General features: G+C 34.8%; 23 protein-coding genes and 1 tRNA gene. 11 read left to right on the top strand and 13 right to left on the bottom strand.

Annotated features, from left to right (window positions below; all coding sequences use genetic code 11):
- Positions 1-39: 39 nt before the first annotated feature.
- Positions 40-489 (bottom strand): retropepsin-like aspartic protease, encoded by a 450-nt coding sequence (locus ACJJVP_RS03145; protein ID WP_405410662.1) that lies wholly within the window; start codon positions 487-489, stop codon positions 40-42.
- Positions 490-526: 37 nt separating this feature from the next.
- On the opposite strand from ACJJVP_RS03145, the gene ACJJVP_RS03140 reads away from it, so the two are divergent.
- The 8 genes from ACJJVP_RS03140 (at position 527) to ACJJVP_RS03105 (ending at position 5,680) form a co-directional block, all read left to right on the top strand.
- The gene (locus ACJJVP_RS03140) at positions 527-1,294 is read left to right on the top strand and encodes a TatD family hydrolase (protein ID WP_405410660.1); all 768 of its coding nucleotides are present in this window, start codon (positions 527-529) and stop codon (positions 1,292-1,294) included.
- Positions 1,295-1,309: 15 nt separating this feature from the next.
- Positions 1,310-2,347 carry an asparaginase gene (locus tag ACJJVP_RS03135; protein WP_405410658.1) on the top strand — a complete coding sequence of 346 codons (1,038 nt, stop codon included), beginning with the start codon at positions 1,310-1,312 and terminating at the stop codon, positions 2,345-2,347.
- A gap of 71 nt (positions 2,348-2,418) precedes the next feature.
- Positions 2,419-2,506: transfer RNA gene (locus ACJJVP_RS03130), tRNA-Ser, on the top strand.
- A gap of 77 nt (positions 2,507-2,583) precedes the next feature.
- Positions 2,584-3,333, top strand: a complete 750-nt coding sequence (locus ACJJVP_RS03125; RefSeq protein WP_396632252.1) for a MotA/TolQ/ExbB proton channel family protein — start codon at positions 2,584-2,586, stop codon at positions 3,331-3,333.
- Positions 3,334-3,358: 25 nt separating this feature from the next.
- Complete coding sequence (locus ACJJVP_RS03120) at positions 3,359-3,790, top strand: hypothetical protein (RefSeq protein WP_348353261.1); 432 nt, start codon at positions 3,359-3,361, stop codon at positions 3,788-3,790.
- Positions 3,791-3,805: 15 nt separating this feature from the next.
- Complete coding sequence (locus ACJJVP_RS03115) at positions 3,806-4,429, top strand: ExbD/TolR family protein (RefSeq protein ID WP_405410655.1); 624 nt, start codon at positions 3,806-3,808, stop codon at positions 4,427-4,429.
- A gap of 22 nt (positions 4,430-4,451) precedes the next feature.
- Positions 4,452-4,934, top strand: coding sequence for a biopolymer transporter ExbD (locus ACJJVP_RS03110; protein WP_076547258.1), 483 nt, complete (start codon positions 4,452-4,454; stop codon positions 4,932-4,934).
- Positions 4,935-5,011: 77 nt separating this feature from the next.
- The gene (locus ACJJVP_RS03105; protein WP_405410653.1) at positions 5,012-5,680 is read left to right on the top strand and encodes a porin family protein; all 669 of its coding nucleotides are present in this window, start codon (positions 5,012-5,014) and stop codon (positions 5,678-5,680) included.
- 599 nt (positions 5,681-6,279) lie between these two features.
- Here ACJJVP_RS03105 and rpoN read toward each other — a convergent pair.
- The 5 genes from rpoN to pyrH all read right to left on the bottom strand — a co-directional run bounded on the left by rpoN (position 6,280) and on the right by pyrH (position 13,129).
- The gene (gene rpoN / locus ACJJVP_RS03100) at positions 6,280-7,737 is read right to left on the bottom strand and encodes an RNA polymerase factor sigma-54 (protein WP_036151821.1); all 1,458 of its coding nucleotides are present in this window, start codon (positions 7,735-7,737) and stop codon (positions 6,280-6,282) included.
- 38 nt (positions 7,738-7,775) lie between these two features.
- Positions 7,776-9,209: an asparagine--tRNA ligase gene (gene asnS, locus ACJJVP_RS03095; protein ID WP_405410651.1), complete on the bottom strand. Its 1,434-nt coding sequence runs from the start codon at positions 9,207-9,209 to the stop codon at positions 7,776-7,778.
- 90 nt (positions 9,210-9,299) lie between these two features.
- On the bottom strand, positions 9,300-11,690 hold the full coding sequence (locus ACJJVP_RS03090; RefSeq protein ID WP_405410649.1) for an RND family transporter: 2,391 nt from the start codon (positions 11,688-11,690) through the stop codon (positions 9,300-9,302).
- A 131-nt stretch (positions 11,691-11,821) separates the two neighbouring features.
- On the bottom strand, positions 11,822-12,376 hold the full coding sequence (gene frr / locus ACJJVP_RS03085; protein WP_405410648.1) for a ribosome recycling factor: 555 nt from the start codon (positions 12,374-12,376) through the stop codon (positions 11,822-11,824).
- 45 nt (positions 12,377-12,421) lie between these two features.
- Positions 12,422-13,129 carry a UMP kinase gene (gene pyrH, locus ACJJVP_RS03080; RefSeq protein WP_036151830.1) on the bottom strand — a complete coding sequence of 236 codons (708 nt, stop codon included), beginning with the start codon at positions 13,127-13,129 and terminating at the stop codon, positions 12,422-12,424.
- A 142-nt stretch (positions 13,130-13,271) separates the two neighbouring features.
- Between pyrH and ACJJVP_RS03075 the strand changes: the two genes are divergently transcribed.
- Positions 13,272-15,155, top strand: coding sequence for a peptidase M61 (locus ACJJVP_RS03075; protein ID WP_405410646.1), 1,884 nt, complete (start codon positions 13,272-13,274; stop codon positions 15,153-15,155).
- A gap of 82 nt (positions 15,156-15,237) precedes the next feature.
- Here ACJJVP_RS03075 and tsf read toward each other — a convergent pair whose 3' ends face one another.
- The 4 genes from tsf to rplM all read right to left on the bottom strand — a co-directional run bounded on the left by tsf (position 15,238) and on the right by rplM (position 18,477).
- Positions 15,238-16,203, bottom strand: coding sequence for a translation elongation factor Ts (gene tsf, locus ACJJVP_RS03070; RefSeq protein ID WP_036151832.1), 966 nt, complete (start codon positions 16,201-16,203; stop codon positions 15,238-15,240).
- 70 nt (positions 16,204-16,273) lie between these two features.
- Positions 16,274-17,392 carry a 30S ribosomal protein S2 gene (rpsB, locus tag ACJJVP_RS03065; protein ID WP_405410644.1) on the bottom strand — a complete coding sequence of 373 codons (1,119 nt, stop codon included), beginning with the start codon at positions 17,390-17,392 and terminating at the stop codon, positions 16,274-16,276.
- Positions 17,393-17,633: 241 nt separating this feature from the next.
- A complete protein-coding gene (rpsI, locus tag ACJJVP_RS03060; RefSeq protein ID WP_036151836.1) occupies positions 17,634-18,020 on the bottom strand; it encodes a 30S ribosomal protein S9 in 387 nt (128 codons plus the stop codon).
- 1 nt (position 18,021) lies between these two features.
- The gene (rplM, locus tag ACJJVP_RS03055; RefSeq protein ID WP_116770290.1) at positions 18,022-18,477 is read right to left on the bottom strand and encodes a 50S ribosomal protein L13; all 456 of its coding nucleotides are present in this window, start codon (positions 18,475-18,477) and stop codon (positions 18,022-18,024) included.
- Between the two features lie 245 nt (positions 18,478-18,722).
- Between rplM and ACJJVP_RS03050 the strand changes: the two genes are divergently transcribed.
- Both ACJJVP_RS03050 and ACJJVP_RS03045 read left to right on the top strand, forming a co-directional pair.
- A complete protein-coding gene (locus ACJJVP_RS03050) occupies positions 18,723-21,353 on the top strand; it encodes a DUF5916 domain-containing protein (RefSeq protein ID WP_405410642.1) in 2,631 nt (876 codons plus the stop codon).
- A 94-nt stretch (positions 21,354-21,447) separates the two neighbouring features.
- Positions 21,448-21,954, top strand: a complete 507-nt coding sequence (locus tag ACJJVP_RS03045) for a hypothetical protein (protein WP_405410640.1) — start codon at positions 21,448-21,450, stop codon at positions 21,952-21,954.
- A gap of 52 nt (positions 21,955-22,006) precedes the next feature.
- Here the strand turns inward: ACJJVP_RS03045 and ACJJVP_RS03040 are convergent, their stop codons facing one another.
- The 3 genes from ACJJVP_RS03040 to ACJJVP_RS03030 form a co-directional block, all read right to left on the bottom strand.
- Positions 22,007-22,306, bottom strand: coding sequence for a T9SS type A sorting domain-containing protein (locus tag ACJJVP_RS03040; protein ID WP_405410639.1), 300 nt, complete (start codon positions 22,304-22,306; stop codon positions 22,007-22,009).
- 89 nt (positions 22,307-22,395) lie between these two features.
- Entirely contained in the window at positions 22,396-23,070 is a 675-nt protein-coding gene (locus ACJJVP_RS03035; protein ID WP_405410638.1) for a hypothetical protein, read from the bottom strand.
- A complete protein-coding gene (locus ACJJVP_RS03030; protein WP_405410636.1) occupies positions 23,067-26,318 on the bottom strand; it encodes a T9SS type A sorting domain-containing protein in 3,252 nt (1,083 codons plus the stop codon). The genes ACJJVP_RS03035 and ACJJVP_RS03030 overlap by 4 nt, the downstream gene beginning before the upstream one ends.
- Between the last annotated feature and the right edge of the window lie 114 nt (positions 26,319-26,432).

Raw genomic sequence — 26,432 nt, 5'->3', positions numbered from 1 at the left:
CTAAAGCTCGTAATATATAGAAAAAGCGTTGAGGTAAACTCAGCGCTTTTTCTTTTTTAGATAAATACACTTTTTGCTGTAGTCTATAATTGCTTTCGACTTTTTTAGAATGTCGGCTCCAATAATTCCGTCAACAGGTTCTGCATTATGGGCAGTCAGTGCTTCGTTAACGTGCTTAAGGTCGAAAAGTACGATCTCTAGTTTATTATACTTCCAAGAATTGATGTCAATTGTATTCTCTTTAGAGACTAAGGTTTCCATATTAGTGGCACCTGCCCCTGCAGCTTTAATTATAGATTCTTCAGAAATTAATTTAAAATGTTCAATTCGATTCATTCCAATACAGGTGTTGGATGCTCCGGTATCTAAAATAAACCGTCCTTCAACAGCGTTTATTTCTGCATTAATTTCAAAATGATCTGTAGCGGTCAAAACTAAGGGTATGCGTACGTAATTTTTATCCTTCAAAAAGTTTTTGAGGGTAGTCATAATTCATTTTTTTCAAAGATAAGCCTATTTTTGCGGCATGATAATAACAGATACGCATACACATTTATATAGCGAAGCTTTTGATGAAGATAGAAATGAAGCCGTGCAGAAAGCAATTGATTTAGGAGTGAAGCGATTTTTTATTCCTGCTATAGATTCTACCTATACAGAAAGTATGTTAGCTTTAGAGAAAGACTTTCCGGGTCATATGTTCTTAATGACAGGTTTGCACCCTACGCATGTGAAAGAAAATTTTGAGGAAGAGTTGTCGCATGTAGAAGAAATGTTGGGTAAACATACTTACTATGCAATAGGTGAAATTGGAATAGACCTTTATTGGGAAAAGAAGTATTTGAAAGAACAGCAAATTGCTTTTAGAAAGCAAATACAGATAGCCAAAAAGCATAAATTGCCTATAGTTATACATTGTCGCGATGCCTTTGATGAGGTGTTTGAGATATTAGAAGAGGAAAAAGGTGATGATTTAAGAGGGATATTTCATTGTTTTACGGGAACATATGAGCATGCGGAAAAGGCTATATCATATAATATGAAGTTGGGTATTGGTGGAGTGGTTACTTTTAAAAATGGTAAAATAGATACTTTTTTAAATAAAATAGATTTAAAACATATTGTACTTGAAACTGATTCGCCTTACTTAGCGCCTACACCTTATAGAGGCAAAAGAAATGAAAGTGCCTACATTATTAATGTACTTGAGAAATTGGCGGATATTCACGGTGTTCCAAATGAAGAGGTAGCTTTATTGACAACAGGGAACTCTAAGGATGTTTTTGGTATTTAGTAATTAAAATAAGAAATGGGTTTGGGTGTAGATAAAAGAAATATATTATTGATTTATACGGGAGGTACTATAGGTATGATGAAAGATTATACTTCTGGTGCCTTAAAAGCTTTTGATTTTTCGCAGTTGGTGAAGAATATACCTGAGCTTAATCAATTAGATTGTACTATATCTAGTTTTTCTTTTGATCATCCAATAGATTCTTCTAATATGAACCCTACGCATTGGGTGGCAATATCTGATATTATTACAGAGAAATATCATGATTATGACGGATTTGTGGTATTGCATGGTAGTGATACTATGAGTTACACGGCATCCGCATTGAGTTTTTTGCTAGAGAATCTTTCAAAACCTGTAATATTGACAGGGTCTCAATTGCCTATTGGTGATTTAAGAACCGATGCTAAAGAAAATTTAATAACTGCTATTCAAATTGCAGCATTATGTGAAAAGAGGAAGGCGGTAATTCAAGAAGTCGGACTTTATTTTGAGTATAAATTGTATCGTGCTAATAGAACTACGAAGATAAATGCTGAACATTTTCAGGCTTTCGCTTCGTTAAATTATCCTCATCTAATAGAATCAGGAGTGCATTTGACCGTTTTTAATGAATATTTATTGCCTCAAAAAAAGAAATTAACGTTAAAATCTCATAGAAATATGGATGATAATGTGGCGATTTTAAAAATTTTTCCGGGAATTAACAAAAATGTTATTGATGCAATTTTGCAAGCTGAAAATTTAAAAGCACTGGTTTTGGAGACGTATGGTTCTGGAAATGCGCCTATGGAAGAATGGTTTTTAGAGAAATTAAATAATGCAATAAATAAAGGTATTCATATAATTAATGTTACGCAGTGTTCTGGTGGCGCTGTAATGATGGGGCATTATGAAACTAGTTCTAGGCTAAAAAAAATGCAAGTTATTAATGGTAAGGATATTACAACTGAGGCTGCCATTACAAAGGCAATGTACTTACTTGGTAGTGGTATCTCTAATGAGTTGTTTAAAACTGTTTTTGAAACTTCACTACGTGGAGAGATGCTATAAATTTAACAGTGCTTTAATTTCTTAAACCAATATTTTTTTTGTTATTTGCCCACCCTTAAAAAAGGTATCTTAGAGAGGTGGCCGAGTGGTCGAAGGCGCACGCCTGGAAAGTGTGTATACCCCAAAAGGGTATCGAGGGTTCGAATCCCTTCCTCTCTGCAAGTAAATTTTACTTTTTTTATATTGTTTTTTTTTTATCTTTAACCCTATTAACTAACTAATTTAAGTTTGAAAAAATGAAAAAATTATTCCCAAGCCTAGCAGTCGCTGGGGCATTTGTAGCAGGTACAAATATTGTAAGTGCAAAAGTAGCAGCAGTAGCTTTGCTAGTTCAAGAAGGAGGAGCTGAAACTGAAAGAGGTTTTACTCAACTATTAAAAGAAATGTTTATTACAGGTGGTGCCGGTTTCATGGGTATCGTTCTTTTATGTTTGATTCTTGGTTTGGCGGTTGCTATTGAAAGAATTATTTATTTGAACATGGCTAGTACAAATTCTGCCAAGTTGAAACAACAAGTTGAAGACGCATTGGCATCTGGAGGTGTTGAGGCTGCAAAAGAGGTTTGTAGAAATACAAAAGGACCTGTTGCATCTATCTACTACCAAGGTTTAGATAGAGCTGGTGAGAGCATTGAGTCTGCTGAAAAAGCGGTTGTTGCTTATGGTGGTGTTCAAATGGGTCAATTAGAGAAGAACGTTTCTTGGTTGTCTTTATTTATCGCAATTGCACCAATGCTTGGTTTCATGGGTACGGTAATCGGTATGATCGCAGCCTTCCAAAAGATTGCAGCTGTTGGTAACTTAAGTGCATCTCTTATTGCAGGTGATATTCAGGTTGCATTATTAACAACGGTATTTGGTCTTATTACGGCAATTATCCTTCAAATTTTCTATAACTACATTATCGCTAAAATTGATAGCATCGTTAATGATATGGAAGACTCTTCGATTACTTTAATCGATATGTTGGTTGATCACAAAAAATAAGTATCACTTTTAATACCTAAAAATTATGCAAAAAATTATTAAAATAGCATTAATTGCTATAGGTGTATTAAGTGCTATACTATGGTATTTATTACCAAGTTCAGATATGCCGGCAGCTGAAGCTGCTTCAAGTGGAGCTTTGAACACAATGTTTATTATTACATACCTTTTATTAGGAATAGCTGTTGTAGTAAGTTTAGTGTTTACTTTAAAAAACTTGTTTTCAAATCCACAAGGTCTTAAAAAGACTTTGTTCGTTGTAGGTGGTTTTTTATTAGTAGTTGGAGTTTCTTATGTATTAGCTAGCGGAACGGATGTAGATCCTGAGTTTGCTGCTATGTCAGATGAAGGTACTATAAAGAATATAGGAATGGGATTGAATGTATTTTTCATCCTTACTATAATCGCTGTATTATCTTTGATTATACCAGCTGTTAAAAACATGTTTAGTAAATAATAAAATTAGAAAACTATGGCTAGAAGAGCAGGAGCACCAGAGGTTAGTGCGGGTTCAATGGCGGACATAGCTTTCCTTTTACTTATCTTTTTCTTGGTAACAACTACTATTGAAACTGATGCAGGATTGGATCGTATGTTACCTCCAATGGAGCCACCTACGGAAGCACCACCAATTATTAAACAAAAGAACATTTTTACGGTAAATATTAACCGAAATGGTCAGTTGTTGGTGGAAGATGAGATTCTTTCAATAGATAAATTGCGTGAAAGAGCAATGGCGTTTTTAGATAACGGTGGAGCACCATCAGGAAGTCCTGATTATTGTAGCTACTGTAAAGGAAAACGTAATGCTGAATCTTCGGATAACCCGACGAAAGCAATTATATCTTTAAAGAATGATCGTGAAACTAAGTATAGTACATACATTACAGTTCAGAATGAATTGGTAGGTGCATACAACGATCTTAGAAATAGAGAAGCTAAACGTTTATTCGGAAAAGAGTATGTTGAAATGGAAGCTGAGTATTTAAATCCTGAAACTGAAGATTCTGTAAAAGAGGAATTGAAAGAAAAGGTAACAAGAATACAAGGTTTATTTCCTCAGAAATTATCTGAAGCTGAAACTTCAAGCGAATAATTAATAAATTAAAAGTAACACTATGTCAAAATTTGCAAAGAAAAAAGATGGAGAGGTACCAGCGGTATCAACAGCTTCCCTTCCTGACATTGTATTTATGCTTTTGTTTTTTTTCATGACGGTAACCGTAATGAAAGATAGTTCCTTGAAAGTTGAAAACGTACTTCCGAACGCTAGTGAAGTAAAGAAATTGGAAAAGAAAGACCGTGTGATCTATATTTATGTTGGTAAGCCAACTAGAGAATATGAGAAAACATTTGGTACTGAACCAAAGATTCAATTAAACGATAAATTTGCTAGTCCTTCAGAAGTTGGTGATTATATTTTAATGGAAAGAGCTAAAAAGCCTCAGGAAATTCAAAATGTATTGACCACTGCACTTAAGGTTGATAAGAACGCTAATATGGGATTGATTTCCGATATTAAACAAGAGTTAAGAAAGGTTAACGCTTTAAAGGTAAATTATACTACCTATGAAGGTGACGCTTTCAATAATCTACAATAGTTAGTTAAGTAGAATATTACATTTTTAAAACGCTTCAAATTTATTTGAAGCGTTTTTTATTTCATTAAATTTACTTCATGCGCTTTGTCCTATTATTTTGTTTGGTCACGTTTTATTCCAATGCTCAGTTAGTAACTAATAGTGTGGAGGAAGAACGTTATTTTGAAGATCAGTTTTACATAGGATTATCCTACAATTTTATTTTAAATCATCCTGAGGGTTCTAATCAACGTAACTTATCTTATGGTCTACAAGCAGGTGTGATTAAAGATTTGCCTTTAAATCGTGCAGGAACTAAAGCTATAGGTATAGGAGCAGGCTTGGCATTGAACAGTTATTACTCAAATCTTGTTGCAGATATTTCTGATGATGAGATATCTTATAGTATCAATGACGATATTACTAGGAGTAAGCTAGAAACGCACCTATTAGAGTTTCCGTTAGAGTTTAGATGGCGGAATTCTACATCAGAGGAATATAAGTTTTGGCGTATATATGGTGGTATTAAGGCTGCATATGTGCTAGGTGCTCGATCAAAGTATGATTTAGATGATATTAGTGAGGGTTTCAAGAATACCGATCTGACAAAATTTCAATACGGTCTGACTTTAAGTTTTGGGTATAATACCTTTAATGTAAATGCTTATTATTCTTTAACCGAATTGTTTGATGGTAATGCTTCTGTAAATGGTGAGGTATTGCAATATCGTCCACTTAGAATCGGACTTATTTTTTATATTCTATAACCAAAACCTTACGGTTAACAATTGTGATAATAGCCCTATAAACAGACCAACTATCACTTCAATACTTGTGTGTGCTTTTAAATAAAGTCTGGCGGTTATAATACTTCCCGTAAACAGAATAAATAAACTTATTGCGATTATTAAATTGATTTCAAAGTGTATACTTAGATTGATCAAATACATTAAAAGACCACTTACGCCAACGGTATGTAAGCTGATTTTAAAATTAAACAGTAGTAATAATATACAGGCAACAGTGGCTCCTAATAAACCCGTAAAATAAAAGTATAACTCACTCACGTAATTGTTTGGAATGACCTTGTAGAGGATTAAAAGAAGAATGGAGGCATGAATATAAAGGGGGTATTTTCTTTCTTGTATAGTGTTTAGGGATACTGATTGGACTAGACCCAAATTTTTCAATATTAAAAATGTAATTATGGGTATAATAACCGTTAATATAAAAATAGGTAGAATGCTAGCACTCTGTATTTCTAAAGGTGTGTATTTTGGAGTTATAAGAAAATAGGCAACAGTACCACCTATTGGAATGAAAAGGGGGTGTAATATGTATGAGATTAAGTTAGAGAAAACCTTCATTAGATTTCTTTTCTCATGCGTGCTACCGGAATACTTAGTTGTTCTCTATATTTGGCAACTGTTCTTCTTGCAATAGGATATCCTTTTTCCTTTAGAATTGCTGCAAGTTTGTCATCGGTTAATGGCTTTTTCTTAGGCTCATTTTGGATAACTGTTTCTAAAATTTTCTTTATCTCTTTAGTAGAAACATCTTCACCTTGTTCATTTTTCATTGACTCGGAAAAGTACTCCTTAATAAGTTTAGTACCATAAGGGGTATCTACATATTTGCTATTTGCTACCCTTGAAACGGTAGAAACATCCATGCCAATTTCATCTGCAATATCTTTTAAGATCATGGGTCTTAAATTACGTTCATCTCCTGTTAGGAAATACTCTTTTTGATATTGCATAATTGAGTTCATGGTAATGAACAATGTCTGCTGACGTTGTCTAATAGCGTCTATAAACCATTTAGCAGCGTCTAATTTCTGCTTAATGAACATTACTGTGTCTTTCTGGGATTTAGACTTCTCCTTGGCTTCTTTGTAGCCTTTGAGCATATTGCTATACTCTCTAGATACATGTAATTCTGGTGCATTTCTGCCATTGAGGGTAAGTTCTAATTCACCTTCTGTAATTCTTATTGCAAAATCAGGTACAACGTGCTCTACAATTCTGTTGTTTCCAGAATAGGAACCACCTGGCTTAGGATTTAATTTTTCAATTTCTCCGATTGCCTCTTTTAGCTCAGCTTCGGTTATATTATGTTTTTGAATTAATTTTTGATAATGTTTTTTGGTAAAGTGCTCAAATGATTTTCTAAGAATATCCGTAGCAAGCTCAATACTTGGTGTAATTTCTTTGCGTTCCAGTTGTATGATCAAACATTCTTCTAAGGATCTTGCACCAACACCTGGTGGGTCTAGCTCTTGAACTATGCCCAGTATTTTAGTTATGGTTTCTTCGTCTGTGTATACATTTTGTGTAAAAGCCAAATCGTCCATAATGTCGGCTATTGGTCTACGTATGTATCCACTTTCATCTACACTACCTACTAAGAACTCGGCAATGTTCCATTCATCATCTGTTAGATAAACGGTATTTAGCTGATTTAATAAATGCTGGTTGAATGAAATACCTGCAGCATAAGGAACACTTTTTTCCTCATCGTCAGAACTGTAGTTATTTGCTTTGGTACGATAATCAGGAATTTCATCATCACTCAGATAATCGTCTATATTGATATCTTCTGTGTTGATGGTTTCGTTGTCTGATGCATCATCATAAACATCATCATAATCATCGGTAGTGCTTTCAACATCTTCTTTACCGGTTTCTAAAGCAGGATTCTCCTCTAATTCTTGTTTTAGGCGTTGTTCAAAAGCCTGCGTAGGCAATTGAATCAGCTTCATCAATTGAATTTGCTGGGGAGATAACTTTTGGGAAAGTTTAAAAGATAAATGTTGTTTTAGCATTACTTTAATCTAGTACTTGTAAAAGTAATTAAATCCGCTTAGAATTCAGCATTCTGCGGTGTTCTAGGAAACGGTATTACATCTCTAATATTGCCCATACCTGTAGCGAAAAGAACTAATCGTTCAAAACCAAGTCCAAATCCACTATGCTCTGCAGTTCCAAATTTTCTCAAATCTAAATACCACCAAAGTTCTTTTTCGTCAATGCCCAGTTCCTTAACCTTCTCCTTTAATACATCTAAACGCTCTTCTCTTTGAGATCCACCAACTATTTCGCCAATACCAGGGAATAGAATATCCATGGCTCTAACAGTCTTTCCGTCTTCGTTTAAACGCATGTAAAAAGCTTTGATTTTTGCAGGATAATCAAACAATATTACAGGACATTTAAAATGTTTTTCTACTAAATAACGTTCATGTTCACTTTGTAGATCGGCACCCCATTCTTCTATTATATATGAGAATTTTTTCTTTTTATTGGGCTTGCAATTTTTAAGAATATCTATAGCTTCAGTGTAACTAACTCTTTTGAAGTTGTTATCTGCTACGAACTTTAACTTTTCAATTAAAGGCATTTCACTACGTTGAGCTTGCGGCTTGCTTTTTTCTTCGTCTAACAATCTCTTTTCTAAGAACTCTAAATCTTCTTGACAATGTTCTAAAGTATAAGAAATAACATTCTTAATAAAGTCCTCCGCCAAGTCCATATTAGCATCTAAATCAAAGAAAGCCATTTCTGGTTCTATCATCCAAAATTCAGCTAAATGCCTAGATGTATTAGAATTTTCAGCTCTAAATGTTGGTCCAAATGTATACACTTTTCCTAAAGCCATAGCGTAAGCTTCAGCTTCTAGTTGACCAGATACCGTTAAGTTGGTTTCTTTTCCAAAAAAGTCTTCTTTATAATTAACTTCGCCTTCTTCCGTTAACGGTGGATTTTTTTCATCAAGTGTGGTTACTCTGAACATTTCACCAGCACCTTCTGCATCTGATCCCGTAATAATAGGAGCATGAAAATAGTTGAAACCATTTTCTCTAAAGTAGTTGTGTATAGCAAAAGATAAAGTAGATCTAACACGCATAATTGCTGCAAATGTGTTAGTACGTATTCTTAAATGTGCTTTTTCTCTAAGAAATTCTAAGGAGTGTTTTTTAGGTTGAATAGGATATTCTTCTGGATCAGCTACACCCAATACCTCTAAAGCGCTAACCTGAATCTCTACAGATTGTCCGCGACCTTGACTTTCAACAAGCGTTCCCGTTACTTTTAATGCAGCACCAGTATTTACTTTTTTTAATAGCTCTTCGTCAAAATTTTCAAAATCAACAACACACTGAATGGTGCCTAAGGTAGAGCCATCGTTCAATGCTATAAATCTATTACTTCTAAAGGTTCTTACCCAACCTTTAATTGTTACTTCTTGTAGTAAGTTCTTACTTGCTAGTAATTCTTTTATTGTTGCTAAACGCATGATCTTGAATTGAAAATTATAGTCCCAAAGATAGGATTTTGTTAAAAAATAGAGAGCTTAAATAGCTATATAACTTGAGATGAAATAATTTTATTGGTTATTATTTTCATCTTGTGGTAAAATATCTATTTGTGGTTTTTTAAGTGTTTGTTTGTTAGCGATACTTTTTTCCAGTGACAAGAGTAGTGAAGGCAATAAAATTAAATTAGCCAACATGGCTAATAACAATGTTGCTGAAACTAAAGAGCCTAGTGCTACGGTGCCACCGAAATTAGATATTACAAAAACTGAGAAACCGAAAAATAATACAATTGAGGTGTAGAACATACTAACCCCTGTTTCCCTTAATGCGTTATAAACCGATTTTTCTATGCGCCAATTGTTGGCCGTGAGTTCTTGTCTATACTTTGCGAGAAAGTGTATGGTGTCATCTACCGATATACCAAAGGCGATACTAAATACCAAAATGGTTGATGGTTTTATTGGAACGCCAACAAAGCCCATTATACCAGCGGTTATCACTAGGGGCAATAAGTTAGGAATCAATGAAATAACGATCATTCTAAATGATCTAAACAAGTAAGCCATAAATAAGGCAATTAACCCAATAGCCAAAGCAAGTGACATGATAAGGTTTTTTACCAAGTACTTAGTTCCTTTTAAGAACAATAATGCACTACCCGTCATGTAAACATTATATCGCTCAGCTGGGAATATCTTTGTAATGTTCTCTAATAAACGCTCTTCTATTTCCTCCATACGGCTGGTATTGACATCGCGCATGAAAGTCGTCATTCTGGCTGTTTGTCCCGTGCTGTCTACAAAGGCTTTTAATAAATCGCCATTATCACCAGATTTACGGGCAACATCCATAATGAACGTATTTTCTTGACTGGTAGGTAATTGATAATATTTTGGAATACCATTATAGAAAGCTTGTTTAGAATACTTTACCAAATTCACGACAGAAACAGGTGTAGAGAGTTCTGGAATTTCTTCAATAACTTCCCCAAGTTGGTTCATGCGCTTAAGAGTAACAGGTTTTAAAACGCCTTTAGGAGTTTTAGTGTCTACTACAATTTCTACAGGCATAATACCTTTAAACTCTTTTTCAAAAAAACGAATGTCATGAAAGAATTCAGCATTCTTGGGCATGTCTTCAATAGGGCTTCCTGATATTCTTATTTGATAAATTCCTATAATACTTATTACCAATAACGATATAGAAACTATATACACCGTAATTCTTCTATGTCTTACAATACGTTCCATCCACTGAACAAAGGCATCAATCCACTTTTTATTTAAATGTTTTAAATGCTTTGTTTTTGGAAGCGGCATAAAACTATAAATAATGGGGATGATCAATAGCGATAAAACAAATATGCCTATGATATTAATAGAGGCAACTATACCGAATTCTTTTAATAAGGTACTGTCAGTTACAATGAAAGTAGCAAAGCCTGATGCGGTCGTAATGTTGGTCATCAAGGTAGCATTTCCAATCTTAGAAATAACTCGTTGTAGTGACAATGCTTGGTTACCGTGTTTCTTGACTTCTTGCTGGTATTTATTTATCAAAAAGATACAATTGGGTATACCTATAACAATAATTAAAGGTGGAATAAGTGCAGTAAGAACGGTTATTTCATATTGCAACAAACCAAGTAAACCAAAAGCCCACATTACACCAATAATCACCACACACATAGAAATGAACGTAGCTCTGATACTTCTGAAGAAAAAGAAGAAAATCAACGAGGTAACACCAAGTGCCGCCAAAATAAATTTACCAATTTCATCAATGATATTTTGGGAGTTCATTGTTCTCACATAGGGCATACCTGATATGTGAACGTCCAAATTGGTCTCTTCTTCAAATTTTTTGACCAATGTGTTTATGTCCTGTAAAATGAAGTCTTTTCTAACCGAGGTATTTACAATATCCTTATCTAGATTAACAATGGTTCTTATTGTTTTACTTTCCTTATTGTAAAGTAGATTGTCGTAAAATGGTATGTCGTTAAAAAGATGATTGGTAATGCTATCTATTTCTTTTTTAGATTTTAGTTCGCCATTTATTAAAGGGCGCATTACAAATTCTTGCTTCTCTTTGTCTTTTATAAGCTCTTTTAAATTGTCTGTTGAAACAACAAATTCCACTTCTGGGAAAGCGGCAAGTTGTTTGCTAAGCTTGTTCCAACGGTTAAAATTGGCAGGTGTAAACAAGGCACTATCACGTATGGCGAAAACAACCGCATTACCCTCTTCTCCAAATTTGCTTAGAAAATCTTGATATTGAACATTTACGGGGTGATCATCTGGCAGTAAGTTTGTTTGCGAGCTAGAGAATCGCATGTATTGCCATTGCCAACCCATAAAAACGGTAAAACCGGCAATCAAGAGTAAAATCAGGATTCTGTTTCGTAGAATTATGTTTGCCGTTTTAGGCCAAAATCCTTTCGTAAGTTTAGCTACCATAACTGTTTTTGCAGGTCGCAAAGGTAACTATTAGCTACATCTGTTCCTAAATTGAAAAGTTTAAATTTTTTACAAAAAAAATAAAGCTACCTAGTTTAGGTAGCTTTAAATGATAATTATAAATTTCTTGGTTATACTTTCATAATCTCAGCTTCTTTCTTAAGTAAGAAGTCTTCGATTTTCTTTGTGAAAGCATCAGTTAAATCTTGAACATCCGCAGTGGCATTTTTTTGAAAATCTTCAGAAATATCTAAATCCTTAATTTCTTTGTTTGCATCTTGCCTTGCGCTTCGTACACCTACTTTTGCATGTTCAGCTTCTGCCTTGGCTTGCTTGGTAAGTTGTATTCTTCGTTCTTCTGTTAATGGCGGAACGTTGATGATAATCATGTCGCCATTGTTCATAGGGTTAAAACCTAGGTTGGCGTTCATAATTGCTTTTTCAATTTCTTGAAGCATATTCTTTTCCCATGGTTGAACAGAAATGGTTCTACCATCTGGGGTGTTTACATTGGCTACCTGAGCTAACGGAGTTTGTGATCCGTAATAATCAACCATTACCGATGATAACATTGTTGGGCTGGCTTTTCCAGCTCTTATCTTCAAAAATTCTCTTTCTAGGTGAGCTATGGCGGCATTCATGCCTTCCTTTGTAGCGTCTAATATAAATTGTACTTCTTCGTTCATATAATAATTATATTACTATCGCAATAACATAAACTATACCGAAAATTATAGGTTGACCGTTGTACCAATAGTTTGGCCGTCAACAATTTTTAGCAAGTTTCCTTTTTTGTTCATATCAAAAACTACAATTGGTAGTTCATTCTCTTGACTTAGTGTAAAGGCTGTAGTATCCATCACCTTTAGTCCTTTTGTAAGTACCTCTGAAAAAGAGATATTATCAAATTTCGTAGCACTTTTATCCTTTTCTGGATCGGCAGTGTAAATACCATCTACACGGGTTCCCTTTAGAATTACATCGGCTTCTATTTCAATAGCCCTTAGTACAGCTGCAGAATCCGTGGTAAAATATGGGTTACCTGTTCCTCCACCAAAGATAACAACTCTTCCTTTTTCTAAATGCCTCATGGCACGTCTTCTAATGAAAGGCTCGGCAACTTCATTGATTTTAATGGCACTTTGTAATCTGGTTTGTATACCGTTCATTTCTAATGCACTTTGTAATGCTAAGCCATTGATTACGGTTGCCAACATTCCCATGTGATCACCTTGTACTCTGTCCATTCCTGTTGCTGCACCTGCTAAGCCACGAAAAATATTACCGCCACCAATAACTATGGCAACTTCAATACCTTTTTCAACTACTTCTTTAATTTCTTCCGCATATTCATTTAGACGATTAGAGTCTATTCCGTATTGCTTTTCGCCCATTAAGGCTTCACCGCTTAGTTTTAGAAGAATTCTTTTGTAGTGCATCTTAATTTTTTATTTGCCATCAAAAATAATGAAAATATTTGATGGGTGTAGTCAATATTTGGTTGAAGCAAAACATAAATCGTTGAGATGTTGTCCTTGCATATTATCTATCTTTGATATCATTGATTTTAAATATTCACATATGAAGTTTTTTATGAAGAAAAATGTATTAATTATTGCCACTGCGTTGCTACTAAACGCTTGCGGGGCAGGTAAGGTTCTTTTGTCTGTCGAGAATAGTCCCGTGGTCACCTCTATTGATTTGGTAAATGTTGTTGAAGATAAAGTTCAGGTAGGGATCAACCCTGGAGCGTTTACAACTTCAACGGTCATATTTAGAATACCTAAGACTGTGCCTGGAACATATAGTTCCGATAATTACGGTAAGTATATTGAAGATTTTGAAGCGCTAGATTATAAAGGGAATGTTCTGCCTAGCACTAAACTAGATGATAACTCTTGGAGTATTTCAAATGCTGCTCAGTTAGATAAAGTTCAATATTGGGTAAATGATACTTATGATACGGAGGATGAAGTAGATGATGCTGTTTTCTCACCGGCAGGTACCAATATCTCAAAGGATAGCAATTTTATGCTTAATCTTCATGGATTTGTAGGTTATTTTGATGGGTTCAAAGAAATACCTTATGCTATTCAGATTAAAAAGCCAACAGATTTAGTAGGTACTACTACGCTTGCTAGAGAAGTAAATAATAAGCCAGATCCTTTGTGGGATGCTTTTAAGGCAAATCGTTATTTTGAAGTAATTGATAACCCAATAATGTATGCAAAACCAAATACAGAGTCTTTTGAGATAAATGGTATTACGGTAACCTTAAGTCTTTTTTCGCCTAATAACGTTTACAAGGCGTCTGATTTAAAAGATAGAATGGTGGCTATGATGGGTGCTCAAAAGAAATTTTTAGGAGATGTTGATAGTACAAAGGAATATGACATCTTATTATATATGTCTGATAATACTGTGCCAGATGCTCATGGGTTTGGAGCACTAGAACATCATACCTCTACTGTGGTTGTGTTACCAGAAGCGATGGATATTGGACGTTTAGAACAGGCTATGGTAGATGTGGTTTCTCATGAGTTTTTTCATATAGTTACACCGCTATCCGTTCACTCTAAAGAGATTCAGTATTTTGATTTTAACGACCCAAAAATGTCTGAACATTTATGGATGTATGAGGGCACTACAGAGTACTTTGCTAATTTATTTCAGATTCAGCAAGGTCTAATTACTGAAGAGGATTTTTACGAACGTATGTTGGCTAAAATCACTAATTCAAAATTCTATGATGATAGTATGTCTTTTACTGTTATGAGTAAAAATATATTGGAACAGCCTTATGAACCTAATTATGCCAACGTATATGAGAAAGGAGCTTTAATAAATATGTGTCTAGATATTATATTGAGAGAGAAGAGTGGAGGGGAGAAGAGTATGCTTTGGTTAATGAAAGAGTTGTCTAAAAAATATGGTACAGACGTTCCTTTTGAAGATGAAGCTTTATTTGGGGAAATTGTTTCCATTACATATCCTGAAGTTGATACTTTCTTTAAGCGGCATGTAATTGGTACAACACCTATAGATTATGATGTGTATTTTGCTAAGGTTGGTTTAGTGACAAAGAATGTTGAGGAGCCTACCGGTTACTTTTTTGATGGTCAAGTGCCTTATATGGATGTTGATGTTAAAAATGACAGTGTAGTATTTATTCGTAAGAATATAGCCTTGAATTCTTTCTTTGATGATTTAAAATTGAAGGGTGGCGATATTTTTAGGGTTATCAATGGCCAAGATATTAATTTAGAAACCCTACGTCCGATAATAGGTGAAAGCTTTGGTTGGACACCAGAAACCGTAGTAAGCATGACTGTAGAAAGAGACGGGGAAATGATATCTGTAGAAGGACCAGTAGGGCAACCTTTAAAGAAGGTCAGGAAAATTGTTCCGTTAGAAGGGGTAATTGAAGAAACCGTTAAGTTGCGAAATGCTTGGTTGAAAAATTAGGAGATAAGTAAAATATTGAAAATAAAAAAACCGTCTACTTTTTACAGTAAGACGGTTTTTTATTGAGTTAGTTGTATTGTAATTAACCTACGGTTACACGTTTAAAACCTAAAACAGAAACATCACCATGAGACTCAACATATTTAGCTACGTTGATTTTCTCATCCTTAATGAAGTTTTGGTCTAATAAACACTGTTCTTGGTCCAAAGTAGTATTATCAGATACGAATCTTTCCATTTTTCCTGGAAGAATTTTATCCCAAATTTTCTCTGGTTTACCTTCAGCTTGTAATTGCGCTTTAGCATCTTCTTCTGCTTTAGCCATAACTTCAGGAGTTAACTGCGACATAGAAATATACTGAGGTACATTTTTAAGTGTTTTACCTAAACGACCTAGTTCTTCGTTGTCTTTTTCAATAACAGCTATTCTAGCCTCTGTTTCAGCAGCTACGAACGTAGGGTCAAAATCTTTATAAGATAATGTAGTTGCACCCATAGAAGCAACTTGCATAGAAACGTCTTTAGCCAATACATCAGCAGTCTCAACTTTAGCGGAAAGACCAACTAAAGCAGCGATTTTGTTAATGTGAACGTAAGAACCAACATATGGCGCTTCTAACTTTTCAAAAGCAGTGATTTCTAATTTTTCACCAATAACACCAGTTTGTTCAACTAATTTGTCAGCAACTGTCATACCTCCAAAATCAGCAGCTAAAAGCTCTTCTTTAGAGTTACAGCTAAGTGCTATTTCAGCTAATTGGTTGGCAAGAGAAATAAAGTTCTCGTTTTTACCAACGAAATCAGTTTCACAACCAAGTACTATAGCAACACCCACAGTTTGGTCAGAATTTAACTTAGCAATCGCAGCACCTTCAGATGAATCTCTGTCTGCTCTTTTTGCTGCTACTTTTTGCCCTTTTTTACGAAGCACTTCAATGGCTTTGTCAAAATCACCTTCGGCCTCGACCAAAGCGTTTTTACAATCCATCATTCCAGCGCCAGTCGCCTTTCTTAATTTATTTACTTCTGCGGCGGTAATTTTTGCCATTTTATTTTCTTTTAGGATACCCGTTTTAAAGGGTTGTTCTTAGATTTATTTATATCAAAAATAGAAAAACTTATTCTACACCACCTTTAGTGTTGTCTTGCCATTCTTTAAGTTCGTCCCATTTACCATCAGCAGCCATTTTAGCTTGCTTTGGCCAAGAGGTAGGATCTAAATGAGCCATTCTAGAACTTGCTTCTGTTAAGATTTCTTTGATCTTTTCAGCTTCACCTTTAGAAAGGTCTGCGAATGTAGCGATACCTGCAGCAACTAATGCTTCGGCAGCTTTTGGTCCAATACCTTCAACTTTTGTTAAATCATCAGCATTCACATCTTTAGCTACTGCTTCTTTTGTAGCCTCAACATTTACTTCAACGTCTGGTACGTTAGCAACCATTGGTGCAGGTTTAGTATCAACCTTAGCCGGAGCTGGAGCTGGCTTTTCAGCTGCTACTTTTTTCTTAGGAGCTTTTTCTTTTTTCTCTTCAGAGTTACCTTTTTCAGCCTTACGTTCTGCAAGACCTTCAGCTACTGCGTTGGCAACTTCTGTCATAATGATATCAATAGACTTTGATGCATCATCGTTAGAAGGTATAAGGTAATCTACATCTCTAGGGTCACAGTTGGTATCTACCATTGCGAAAATAGGAATGTTCAATTTTTGAGCTTCTTTTACTGCAATGTGTTCTCTCATTGTATCAACAATGAACAAAGCACCTGGTAAACGAGTCATTTCAGAAATAGAACCTAAGTTCTTTTCTAATTTTGCGCGTAAACGATCAACTTGCAATCTTTCTTTCTTAGATAATGTAAGGAAAGTACCATCTTTCTTCATACGATCAATAGAAGCCATTTTCTTAACAGCTTTACGGATAGTAACAAAGTTTGTTAACATACCGCCTGGCCATCTTTCTGTGATGTAAGGCATGTTTACTGCTGCTGCTTTTTCAGCAACGATATCTTTTGCTTGTTTTTTGGTAGCTACGAAAAGTATTTTTCTACCTGATGCTGCAATTTTGCTAAGAGCCTCATTGGTCTCGTCTAATTTTGCAACTGTTTTGTAAAGGTTGATTACGTGAATACCATTACGCTCCATGTAGATGTAAGGAGCCATGTTTGGATTCCACTTTCTTGTTAGGTGACCAAAATGTACACCTGCTTCTAATAATTGTTTTACTTCGACTCTCGCCATTTTAAATTTAGTTTACGTTCTTATGAATTAGCAATGATAAAGTGGTATTTCGATTTATAACCGAAAAGCCTTCATCATTTAGATGCTAAACTAATCTTACCTTTAATATAAAATGATTAAAGGATTTTTAATTGTCCTAAAAGGACTTTCAATGAACTTGTTAATAATCTGGATTTTCCAGTATGATAAAATATAAAAATAGGCACCCAAAAAGGGTGCCTGATAATTTTGTAATTCCGAATTAACGTTTCGAGAATTGGAATTTTTTACGTGCTTTCTTCTGACCGAATTTCTTGCGTTCAACCATTCTTGGGTCTCTAGTTAATAGACCTTCTGGTTTTAATACTGTTCTGTTCTCAGCATCAATCTCACACATTGCTCTAGATAAAGCAAGACGAATAGCTTCTGCTTGACCAGTGATACCACCACCGTAAACATTTACTTTTACATCATAAGTATCTAAGCTTTCAGTTAATGTGAAAGGTTGTTTTACTTTGTATTGAAGTGTTGCAGTTGGGAAGTATACGCTTAAATCTTTGTTGTTAATAGTGATATCACCATTACCATCAGAAAGATATACTCTCGCTACAGCGGTCTTTCTACGACCAATTTTATGAATTACTTCCATCTTATTTAATATCTTTTAAATTAACAACAGTTGGCTTTTGAGCTTCTTGACCGTGCTCTGTACCTGCGTAAACTTTAAGGTTTCTAAAAAGTTCTGCACCTAATCTATTCTTAGGTAACATTCCTTTTATTGCTTTTTCAAGAATACCTTCTGGATTTTTATCCAATAGCTGTTGTACGCTAGTAGTACGTTGACCACCTGGGTAACCAGTATATCTCATATATGATTTATCAGACCACTTGTTTCCTGTAAGAACAATTTTCTCTGCGTTGATAATAACAACATTATCACCACAATCAACATGAGGGGTGAAACTTGGCTTGTGCTTTCCTCTTAACAAATAGGCGACTTTTGAAGCCATGCGTCCTAATGTTTCTCCTTCGGCATCTACCAATAACCACTCTTTGTTGACAGTTGTTCTGTTGGCCGAAACGGTCTTATAACTTAATGTATCCACTACTGCTATTTTTAACTATTATTTTAATCAATCCCTAGAAAGGGGCTGCAAATCTACAATTATTAACTTGAATTGCAAATACTTGTTTCTTATTTTTTTACATTTTTTAAATAAATGTAACATCTAACTACTTTATCTATATTGAGATACTGTTAAACTTATCGGTTTTATTACTATTTCTGTAACAATTACAATTCTTTTGTGTCTCTTTAATATCACATCAATCAACCAAAGAACGCACAGTCATGAATAAATGTTTATCCCTAAGTATCTTATTTCTACTATTCATTACGACAATAGTAGCTCAAAAAGATGTTGCAAAGGTACAAAGGGAATATATTACCAAGCAACTTCCGGTAGGAGAAGAAATTACAATTGACGGAGAATTGTCTGATAAGGCTTGGGATACGGTATCTTGGGATGGTGATTTTACAGTTTTCGACCCTAATAATGGAGAAAAACCAAGCCAATCTACAAAGTTTAAGATCACCTACGATGCCAAATTTCTTTATGTTGGCATTCGTTGTTATGATAGTATTCCTTCTAAAATAGAAAAAAGACTTGCTAGGCGCGATAATTTCTCGGGTGATTGGATCGAGATTAATATAGATAGTTATAACGATAAAAGAACCGGTTTCTCTTTTAATATTTCTGCCGCAGGCGTAAAGGGGGATGAGTTCATATCTCAAAATGGAGATTTTTGGGATGCTAGCTGGAATCCAATTTGGTATACTGCTTCTCAAATTGATGCGGATGGATGGACTGCTGAGATGAAAATACCTTTCAGTCAATTAAAATTTGGAGAACAAAAAGAACAGATTTGGGGTTTACAATTGAACAGAAGATTTTTTAGGGCAGAGGAACGTTCTCTTTGGCAACCTGTTTCGTTAGATGCCCCGGGCTGGGTAAGTGAGTTTGGTGTACTTAGGGGGCTTATTGATATTCAGTCACAAAAGCAATTAGAAATTCAACCCTTTTTAGTAAATCAATATGATTCATATCCTTCGCAAGATGGTAATCCATTTCGTGATGGTAATGATTATAGGTTAAATGCTGGGTTAGATGCTAAAATTGGTTTGACAAATGATTTGACCTTAGACTTGACCGTAAATCCGGATTTTGGTCAAGTAGATGCTGATCCCGGAGCTATTGCTTTAGACGGATTTCAAATCTTTTTTGAAGAGCGACGGCCTTTTTTTATCGAGAACAAGAATATTTTCGATTATGAGTTTGCCGATGGTAATGACAATATTTTTTATAGTAGAAGAATAGGAAGAAGTCCGCAGGGTTTTGCAACGGCGACGACAGATGAATTCATTGATCAGCCAACAAATAGTACAATTTTGGGTGCTGCTAAGTTCTCTGGCAAAACCAAAAACGGGTGGTCATTGGGTCTTTTAGAAAGTGTTACCGGTAAAATGTATGCAGAGATTGAAGATGTTGTAGGTAATAAACGTTCAGAACTTGTAGAACCACTAACTAATTATCTGGTAGGTAGGGTGCAAAAAGATTTTAATGAGCGTAATTCTTTTATTGGTGGAATTTTTACTGCTACGAATAGAAATATACCAGATAATCTAGATTTTTTAAGAAGTGGTGCATACACCGGCGGTTTTGATTTTAAACACAATTGGAAGGATAGAAATTATTATGTGGAAGGCAACATTGTTGGTAGTCATGTTACAGGAAGTGAAGATGCCATTGCAAGAACGCAAACTAGTATAACGCACCTTTTTCAAAGAGTTGATGCAGACCATGTTTCTGTAGATCCTAATAGAACCTCGCTTACAGGTACTGGTGGTAAAATAGAGGTAGGTAAAGCAGGTGGTGGTAATTGGAGATATGACGGTGGCATCATTTGGCGATCACCAGAACTGGAACTTAATGACATTGGATTTCTAAGACAAGCAGATGAAATTAAACAAACTGCATCTGTTAGTAGGTTGTTTATTAAACCCACTAATTTATATAGAAGGGCAAATATGGAATTAAGTCAGTATTCAACCTACGATTTTGAGGGTAATTATAATAGAATTCAATATCAGTTTGAGGGATTTATAAATTATAAAAATAATTGGTGGACAGAAGTTGGGGCGGCGCATAAACCCCGTATATTCTCTAATACCGTATTACGTGGCGGACCACGTTGGCGTTGGTCAGATGAAAATTTTGCATATCTATTTTTCGGTTCTGATAGTAGAAAGAAACTAAGTTTTACCTTGGGTTATGTAAATAGTCAGGCAGCCGAAAAAAACTTTTCGTTAGCGCGTTATGTGTTTAGATTATACTACCAACCTTTTGATGCTTTTAACCTGTCTATCTCTTCTGAATTTGAAGAGAATCCTAATAAAACGCAATATGTTACCGAAACCAATTTTAATGGAGATGCTAGATATATTACCGGTAATATTGATCAAAAAACGTTTAGTACTTCCATCCGTTTTAATTATAGTATAAATCCTAATTTATCTATTCAGTATTATGGCGAGCCATTTATTTCTAGAGGAACGTATACCAATTTTAATTACGTGAATAATCCTATTGCAGAAAGTCTCAATGAGCGAGTAACTTTATTCTCTGAAAATCAAATTTCGCAATCTAATAACACTGATAACTATTTGATTGATGAGAATTTTGACGGAATTACAGATTATCAGATTGAAAATCCAGATTTTTCATATGTCCAGTTTCGATCGAATTTAGTATTGAGATGGGAATATGTGCCTGGGTCGGAAATCTTTTTGGTCTGGTCACAAGGAGTTGTAGGGGCAGGGAATCCTGGTGAAACTTTGGGCAGGAATTTAGATCGTCAAATACTAGGACAGAAAAAAGATAATACCATTTTGTTAAAGGCAACGTATAGATTTATACTCTAAGTCCCCGTTCTTGTTAGGTAGCTGTTTGTTTGGTTATGAAATAATAAGTTGATTTTTTCGTTTTTATGCTTGTACAACCAAAAAAACTAAAAAGATGTATAAGCATATTTTACTAATTGCAGGAGTAGTATTAACACTGGTATCCTGTAGTTCTGACAAAGATGAGACCCAAAATGAAGCAGAATTCAATAGTGCGGCTATTATAGGTACTTGGGATGCTACAGAACTTGAAATTGACAATGAAACGGCAAGTGACGATGTTAAATTTGGAAAACAGATTCTAGATTTTCTTACAGAAGAAAATTGCTTCATTATTACTTTGCAGTTTAATGAAGACTTAACGGCTAGCGCTTCTAATTCCGCAAATTATATTGAAGTTAACGCAACTGCTACGGGTTTAGATATTCCTTGCCCAACAGAATCTGATGTCAATGAAAGTACTTATACTTTTGATGGGGAAACTGTAACTACCATAGATGAAAATGGTGAGGAAGTGGCAATAGGTGTTACTATTGACGGTAATGTAATGACATTAGATGCCAGCGATCTTGATATTCCTAACTTTTCAGAAGACGGGCAATTGATTTTCGTGAAGCGATAAACTATATTGAATTATAGTAATAAATGACCCTTGCACTTTGTGTGAGGGTTTTTTATTGCTTGTAAAATTTAGTTTTTACATTTTGATGTTCAGATTGTATGGTAATCATGTACAAACCTTTTTCAAGATTGAAAACAGGAATATTCAGGGAATTTCTTTTAATATCCCATTTGTGAAAGATAATTTGGGTTCCGTAACTATCTCTGATGCTTATAGCCGCATTCGAATCATTTTTGAGTCCTAAGACATTAATAACATTCGTTGCAGGGTTAGGAAAGACTTTTATGTCTTGCGCAGTCAATGAAGCACCGCTAAAGACCGTAAAAGCTAAAATAATTATAAGTCTTTTCATGAAAAATAGCGTACCTCATTGTAGAAGTACGTTATATGCTAACGTTTTAAAAATACATTTTCGTCTTCCTTTAAAGAAACTTTAACTTTCTAAAATGTGAAATAGGTTTCGCTAGTAGATGTATTGTTGTTGCTGTCTTTAGAAACTACACGGGCAATATATTGCTCTCCGGCTGTAATATTGTAATTGGTATTTATATTGGTTGTATTCTCAAGAATCAGTTCTAAGTTACCTGAGGTGCCAATGTAAACATCGTAGGTTGATAGGTCGTCATCTAGGTCTTCACCTATCCAAGATACGCTTACTGAACCGTCACCATTATCTGAAACACTAATTTCTGCTGGGAAGGGAGCGAAATTTTCAGTGCTTGTACCTTCAGAATAAAAATTCCAAGAATCACTCGTTAGTGTTTTTGAACCTAAAATAGCAGTTACAGACCATGAAAATTGGGTGCCTTTAGGTAAACCTACAGCAAATGATGTTGTGGTTATAGTTCTTTTGTCTGTTGAGTTGTTTTCTTGGTTCGTAATTTCTAATTCATATGAAGTAGCGTTTGTAGATGCTGACCATTGAAGCTCTATGCTAACGCCGTCTGTACCATTATCTTCTCCTTCAGTGCATATTAAGTTGTTTTCAGGAAATACAAGATTGAAAGCGCCCAGTTCTTTTTCTGTTTCCTCTGGCGGATTGTTGTTGCTGTCATCGCTTCCACCGCATGACGCAACTAGTAATCCTACTAAAATTAATTTTATAGCTAATTTCATTTTTTTACAAATTTTAAGTTGATTTCTTTATCTCCATCTATAATTGTTAACATATAGACGCCAGGAGAAAGATTGGAAATATTCATTTCTAATGTGCCGTTACTTATCTGTTTGCGCTCTTGTAGAGTTGTTACTCCGCTTAAGTTTGATAAGATAACTTGAGCATTAGTCATAATGTCTAGACCTTCAACTCGTAACATATCAGTCACTGGGTTTGGAGATAAAATAGCATTACTGAGTACAATACTATCATTAAAAACACCTTGGCAAATTTTATCGGTTTCTATAGAAATAACATTAGCTCCTTGATCAAGCGGAAATGATAATTGCTGATTATCACTATTATCAACTTCAAATGAATATACTTTCTCATTAACTAAAACTTGGTAATTCTTGCTTCCAGAAACTACAACACTTGCTTTTTTAGCGGTGTAGTCTATAACGGTTTTACCGGAAATAAATTCTTCGGGAGTTTCAATTGTTACTGTGTAGCATTGTTCATAGCTTGGATACTCAGGTACGGTTATACATACCGTATACGAACCAGAAGAAAGATCTGATCTTACTAGCCCATTTGATGCGTTAATGTTATCAAAGGTGTTATCTAGTAACATGCCGGTGATTTGAACCGTGTAATTGTAATCCTCAGTGAAAGAAACAGAAATTTCACCATTTGCCGTATTTGGACAACTGGTACTTGTTACTTTTACTTGAATACCATCATTTGAAATATTTGGGAGTGTATTTTCAGAAATCGTACACCCGCTCGAATCTACAGTCTCACCTTCTGGGGTGTTGGGACAATCGTCATCAGCATCTTGTACACCGTCATTGTCAGAATCTGTTACTGTGGTCACTGTACAGCCATTTTCATCAACTGTATCTCCTATTGGAGTATTAGGGCAATCGTCATCAGCATCTGCAACACCATCATTGTCAGAATCTGATACTGTGGTCACTGTACAGCCATTTTCATCAACTGTTTCTCCTGCCGGAGTATTAGGGCAATCATCATCTGCATTTTGTACGCCGTCGTTGTCTATATCGTTACTGCTAGAGATATTAAGAATAGTAGTTTTTTTAACTAGAACTAAGTTGGGAACTTTACTATTTGTAATATGACAATTGTAATTTCCGGAATCTGTAGAGCTAACATTTAGAATGCTAAATGTTCTTTCTGTGGCCCCGTCAATAGTAGTGGCATTTTTCCTCCATTCATATATATTATTTGAACTGGTAGTAGCCTCTACTGAAATAGAGAATTCATTACCGCTGTTTAAAGTGATTGATGAGGTATCGTCTATTTCATTTTGATAAAAATAATCGTAGACACTAGCATCAGAAGCTAAGTCAAGTAATTCCTCTATATTTTCGAAAACGTAGTTGTTGTTTCTAAGATTAACTTGTATTAAATCAGGTGATGCAAATATCGGTATCGCCCCTGAAAGGTTATTGTCCTCAACTTTAAATACCCTTAAACCAGGTAGGCTACTTAGGTTTTCAGGAATTGTACCTTCAAGCATATTTTCATTTAAATATATTGACCCTATAAAAGAAAGGTTTGCTAAGGTGTTAGGTATATTTCCAGTAAGATTATTGCTGGATAAGTCAAGACTATTTAAAGATGATAATTCTCCAATACTAGCAGGAATTGTTCCTGTGAATTCATTGAAATTTAAGCGAAGTGAAGATAATTTAATGAGATTGCCAATAGATGATGGTATTTCTCCAGATAAATTATTTCCATTTAGCCAAAACGTAGTTAACTCTGTTAAAGCTCCAATAGAAGTTGGTAATGTACCTGATAAGTTGCAGCCCATAACATTGAAGTACTCTAACTCTGTTAAATTGCCAATATCAGTTGGAATACTCCCTGATAAGTTACAGTTTTCAGCGTTGAAGAGTTTTAGCTTTGTAAGATTTGTAAATTCGGTAGGAATAACACCTGAAATGTTATTTTCACTTAAGGAAAAATACACTAGGTCTGTCAAATTACCTATTTGTACTGGTATCTCTCCGTTTAAGTTGTTAAGACTTATCGTAAATTTTTCTAATTGGATTAAACTACCTATTTCAAGAGGAATTGTTCCAGTTAATAAATTGCTTCCAATATCAAATTCTTTTAATTGAACTAGGTTTCCGATTTCAGAAGGAATCGTACCGGAAAATTTATTATAATTCATATTTAAAGTATGCAACTGTAATAAGTTGGTTATCTGAGATGGAAAGGCACCTGTAAAATTATTAGAATTTATGTCCAATACTTTGAGGTTTAGTAAGTTTCCTATTTGTTGCGGTAAACTACCTGATAGGTTGTTAGATCCTAGATTCATGATTTCAAGTTGAGACATGAAACCTATTTCTTCAGGTAAAGTTCCTGATAATTCTAGATATTCAAAATAAACTTCCTTGAGTTTTGTTAGGTTGCCAATTTCAGGAGGAATTGTCCCAGATATTTCGTTATGGACAGCTCCTGTGATAAAAGTACTTTTGTTTAAATTTAAAATTTGTAATTCTTCTAAATCACCTATTTCTGGTGGTAATGATCCTTTCAGCCCATTGCCGGGTAATTCTATTTTAGTTACACGATTATCGTTGTTTAACTCTACACCGTACCAAGTGCTTATATCTGTAGTCAAATCCCAAGTATTGGTCCAGTTAGGTCCATCCAAGGCATTGTAAAATGCAATTAATGCTTCTCTGTCAGAGTTGATGGATTCATTTATGTCAATAACTTTTACATTATCAACATATACCTCAAAAAGTTCATCGATAAAAGTAAATGCGCTAACTTCTAATTTCCACGCTTCAGTTACTGTAATTTCGATTTCGTCCTCTCTGGATTCCCATTCATATCCTTGAGGAATCGCATTTCCGGAGCTATATGGGAAGCTGCTTACAGGTCCAAATTTAAAACCTATAACCTGTTGTCCAAAAGGATCCCGACCTGTTTTTACTTTAAAGTCGTAACTAAATTTATATGTTTTTCCAGCTTCTAGAATAAAGTTTTTTGAAACTATAGTAGGTTCAGTGGTGCTATTTGTTTCAATTAAAAGGGCACTGTTGTTGCCACTAGATGTTATATTGGTTTCTTGATTTATATTTCCTTCTTGTGATTCCCAGTCCTCAAGCGTTCCGGTAGACCAGTTTTCAAGGTCACCATTGATGACTAAATTAGTTTGCGAAAATCCTGTAAAACAATACAAAAATAGGGCTGTCAATAGCAGCCTAGTGTAATTTTTAATCATAGTTAATTCTGGTTAGGAAAACACTAATATAAATATTAGCGTTTTGTTAACAGAATATTTTCGTCGAAATACTACAATTTTTTCTTACAAAGTGTGACTTTTCTATTGCAAATA

Source organism: Maribacter sp. Asnod1-A12, from assembly GCF_045063735.1.
Classification (GTDB): Bacteria; Bacteroidota; Bacteroidia; order Flavobacteriales; family Flavobacteriaceae; genus Maribacter.
Note: the sequence above shows the minus strand (reverse complement) of the source record. Positions and strands in the feature narration are given on the sequence as shown.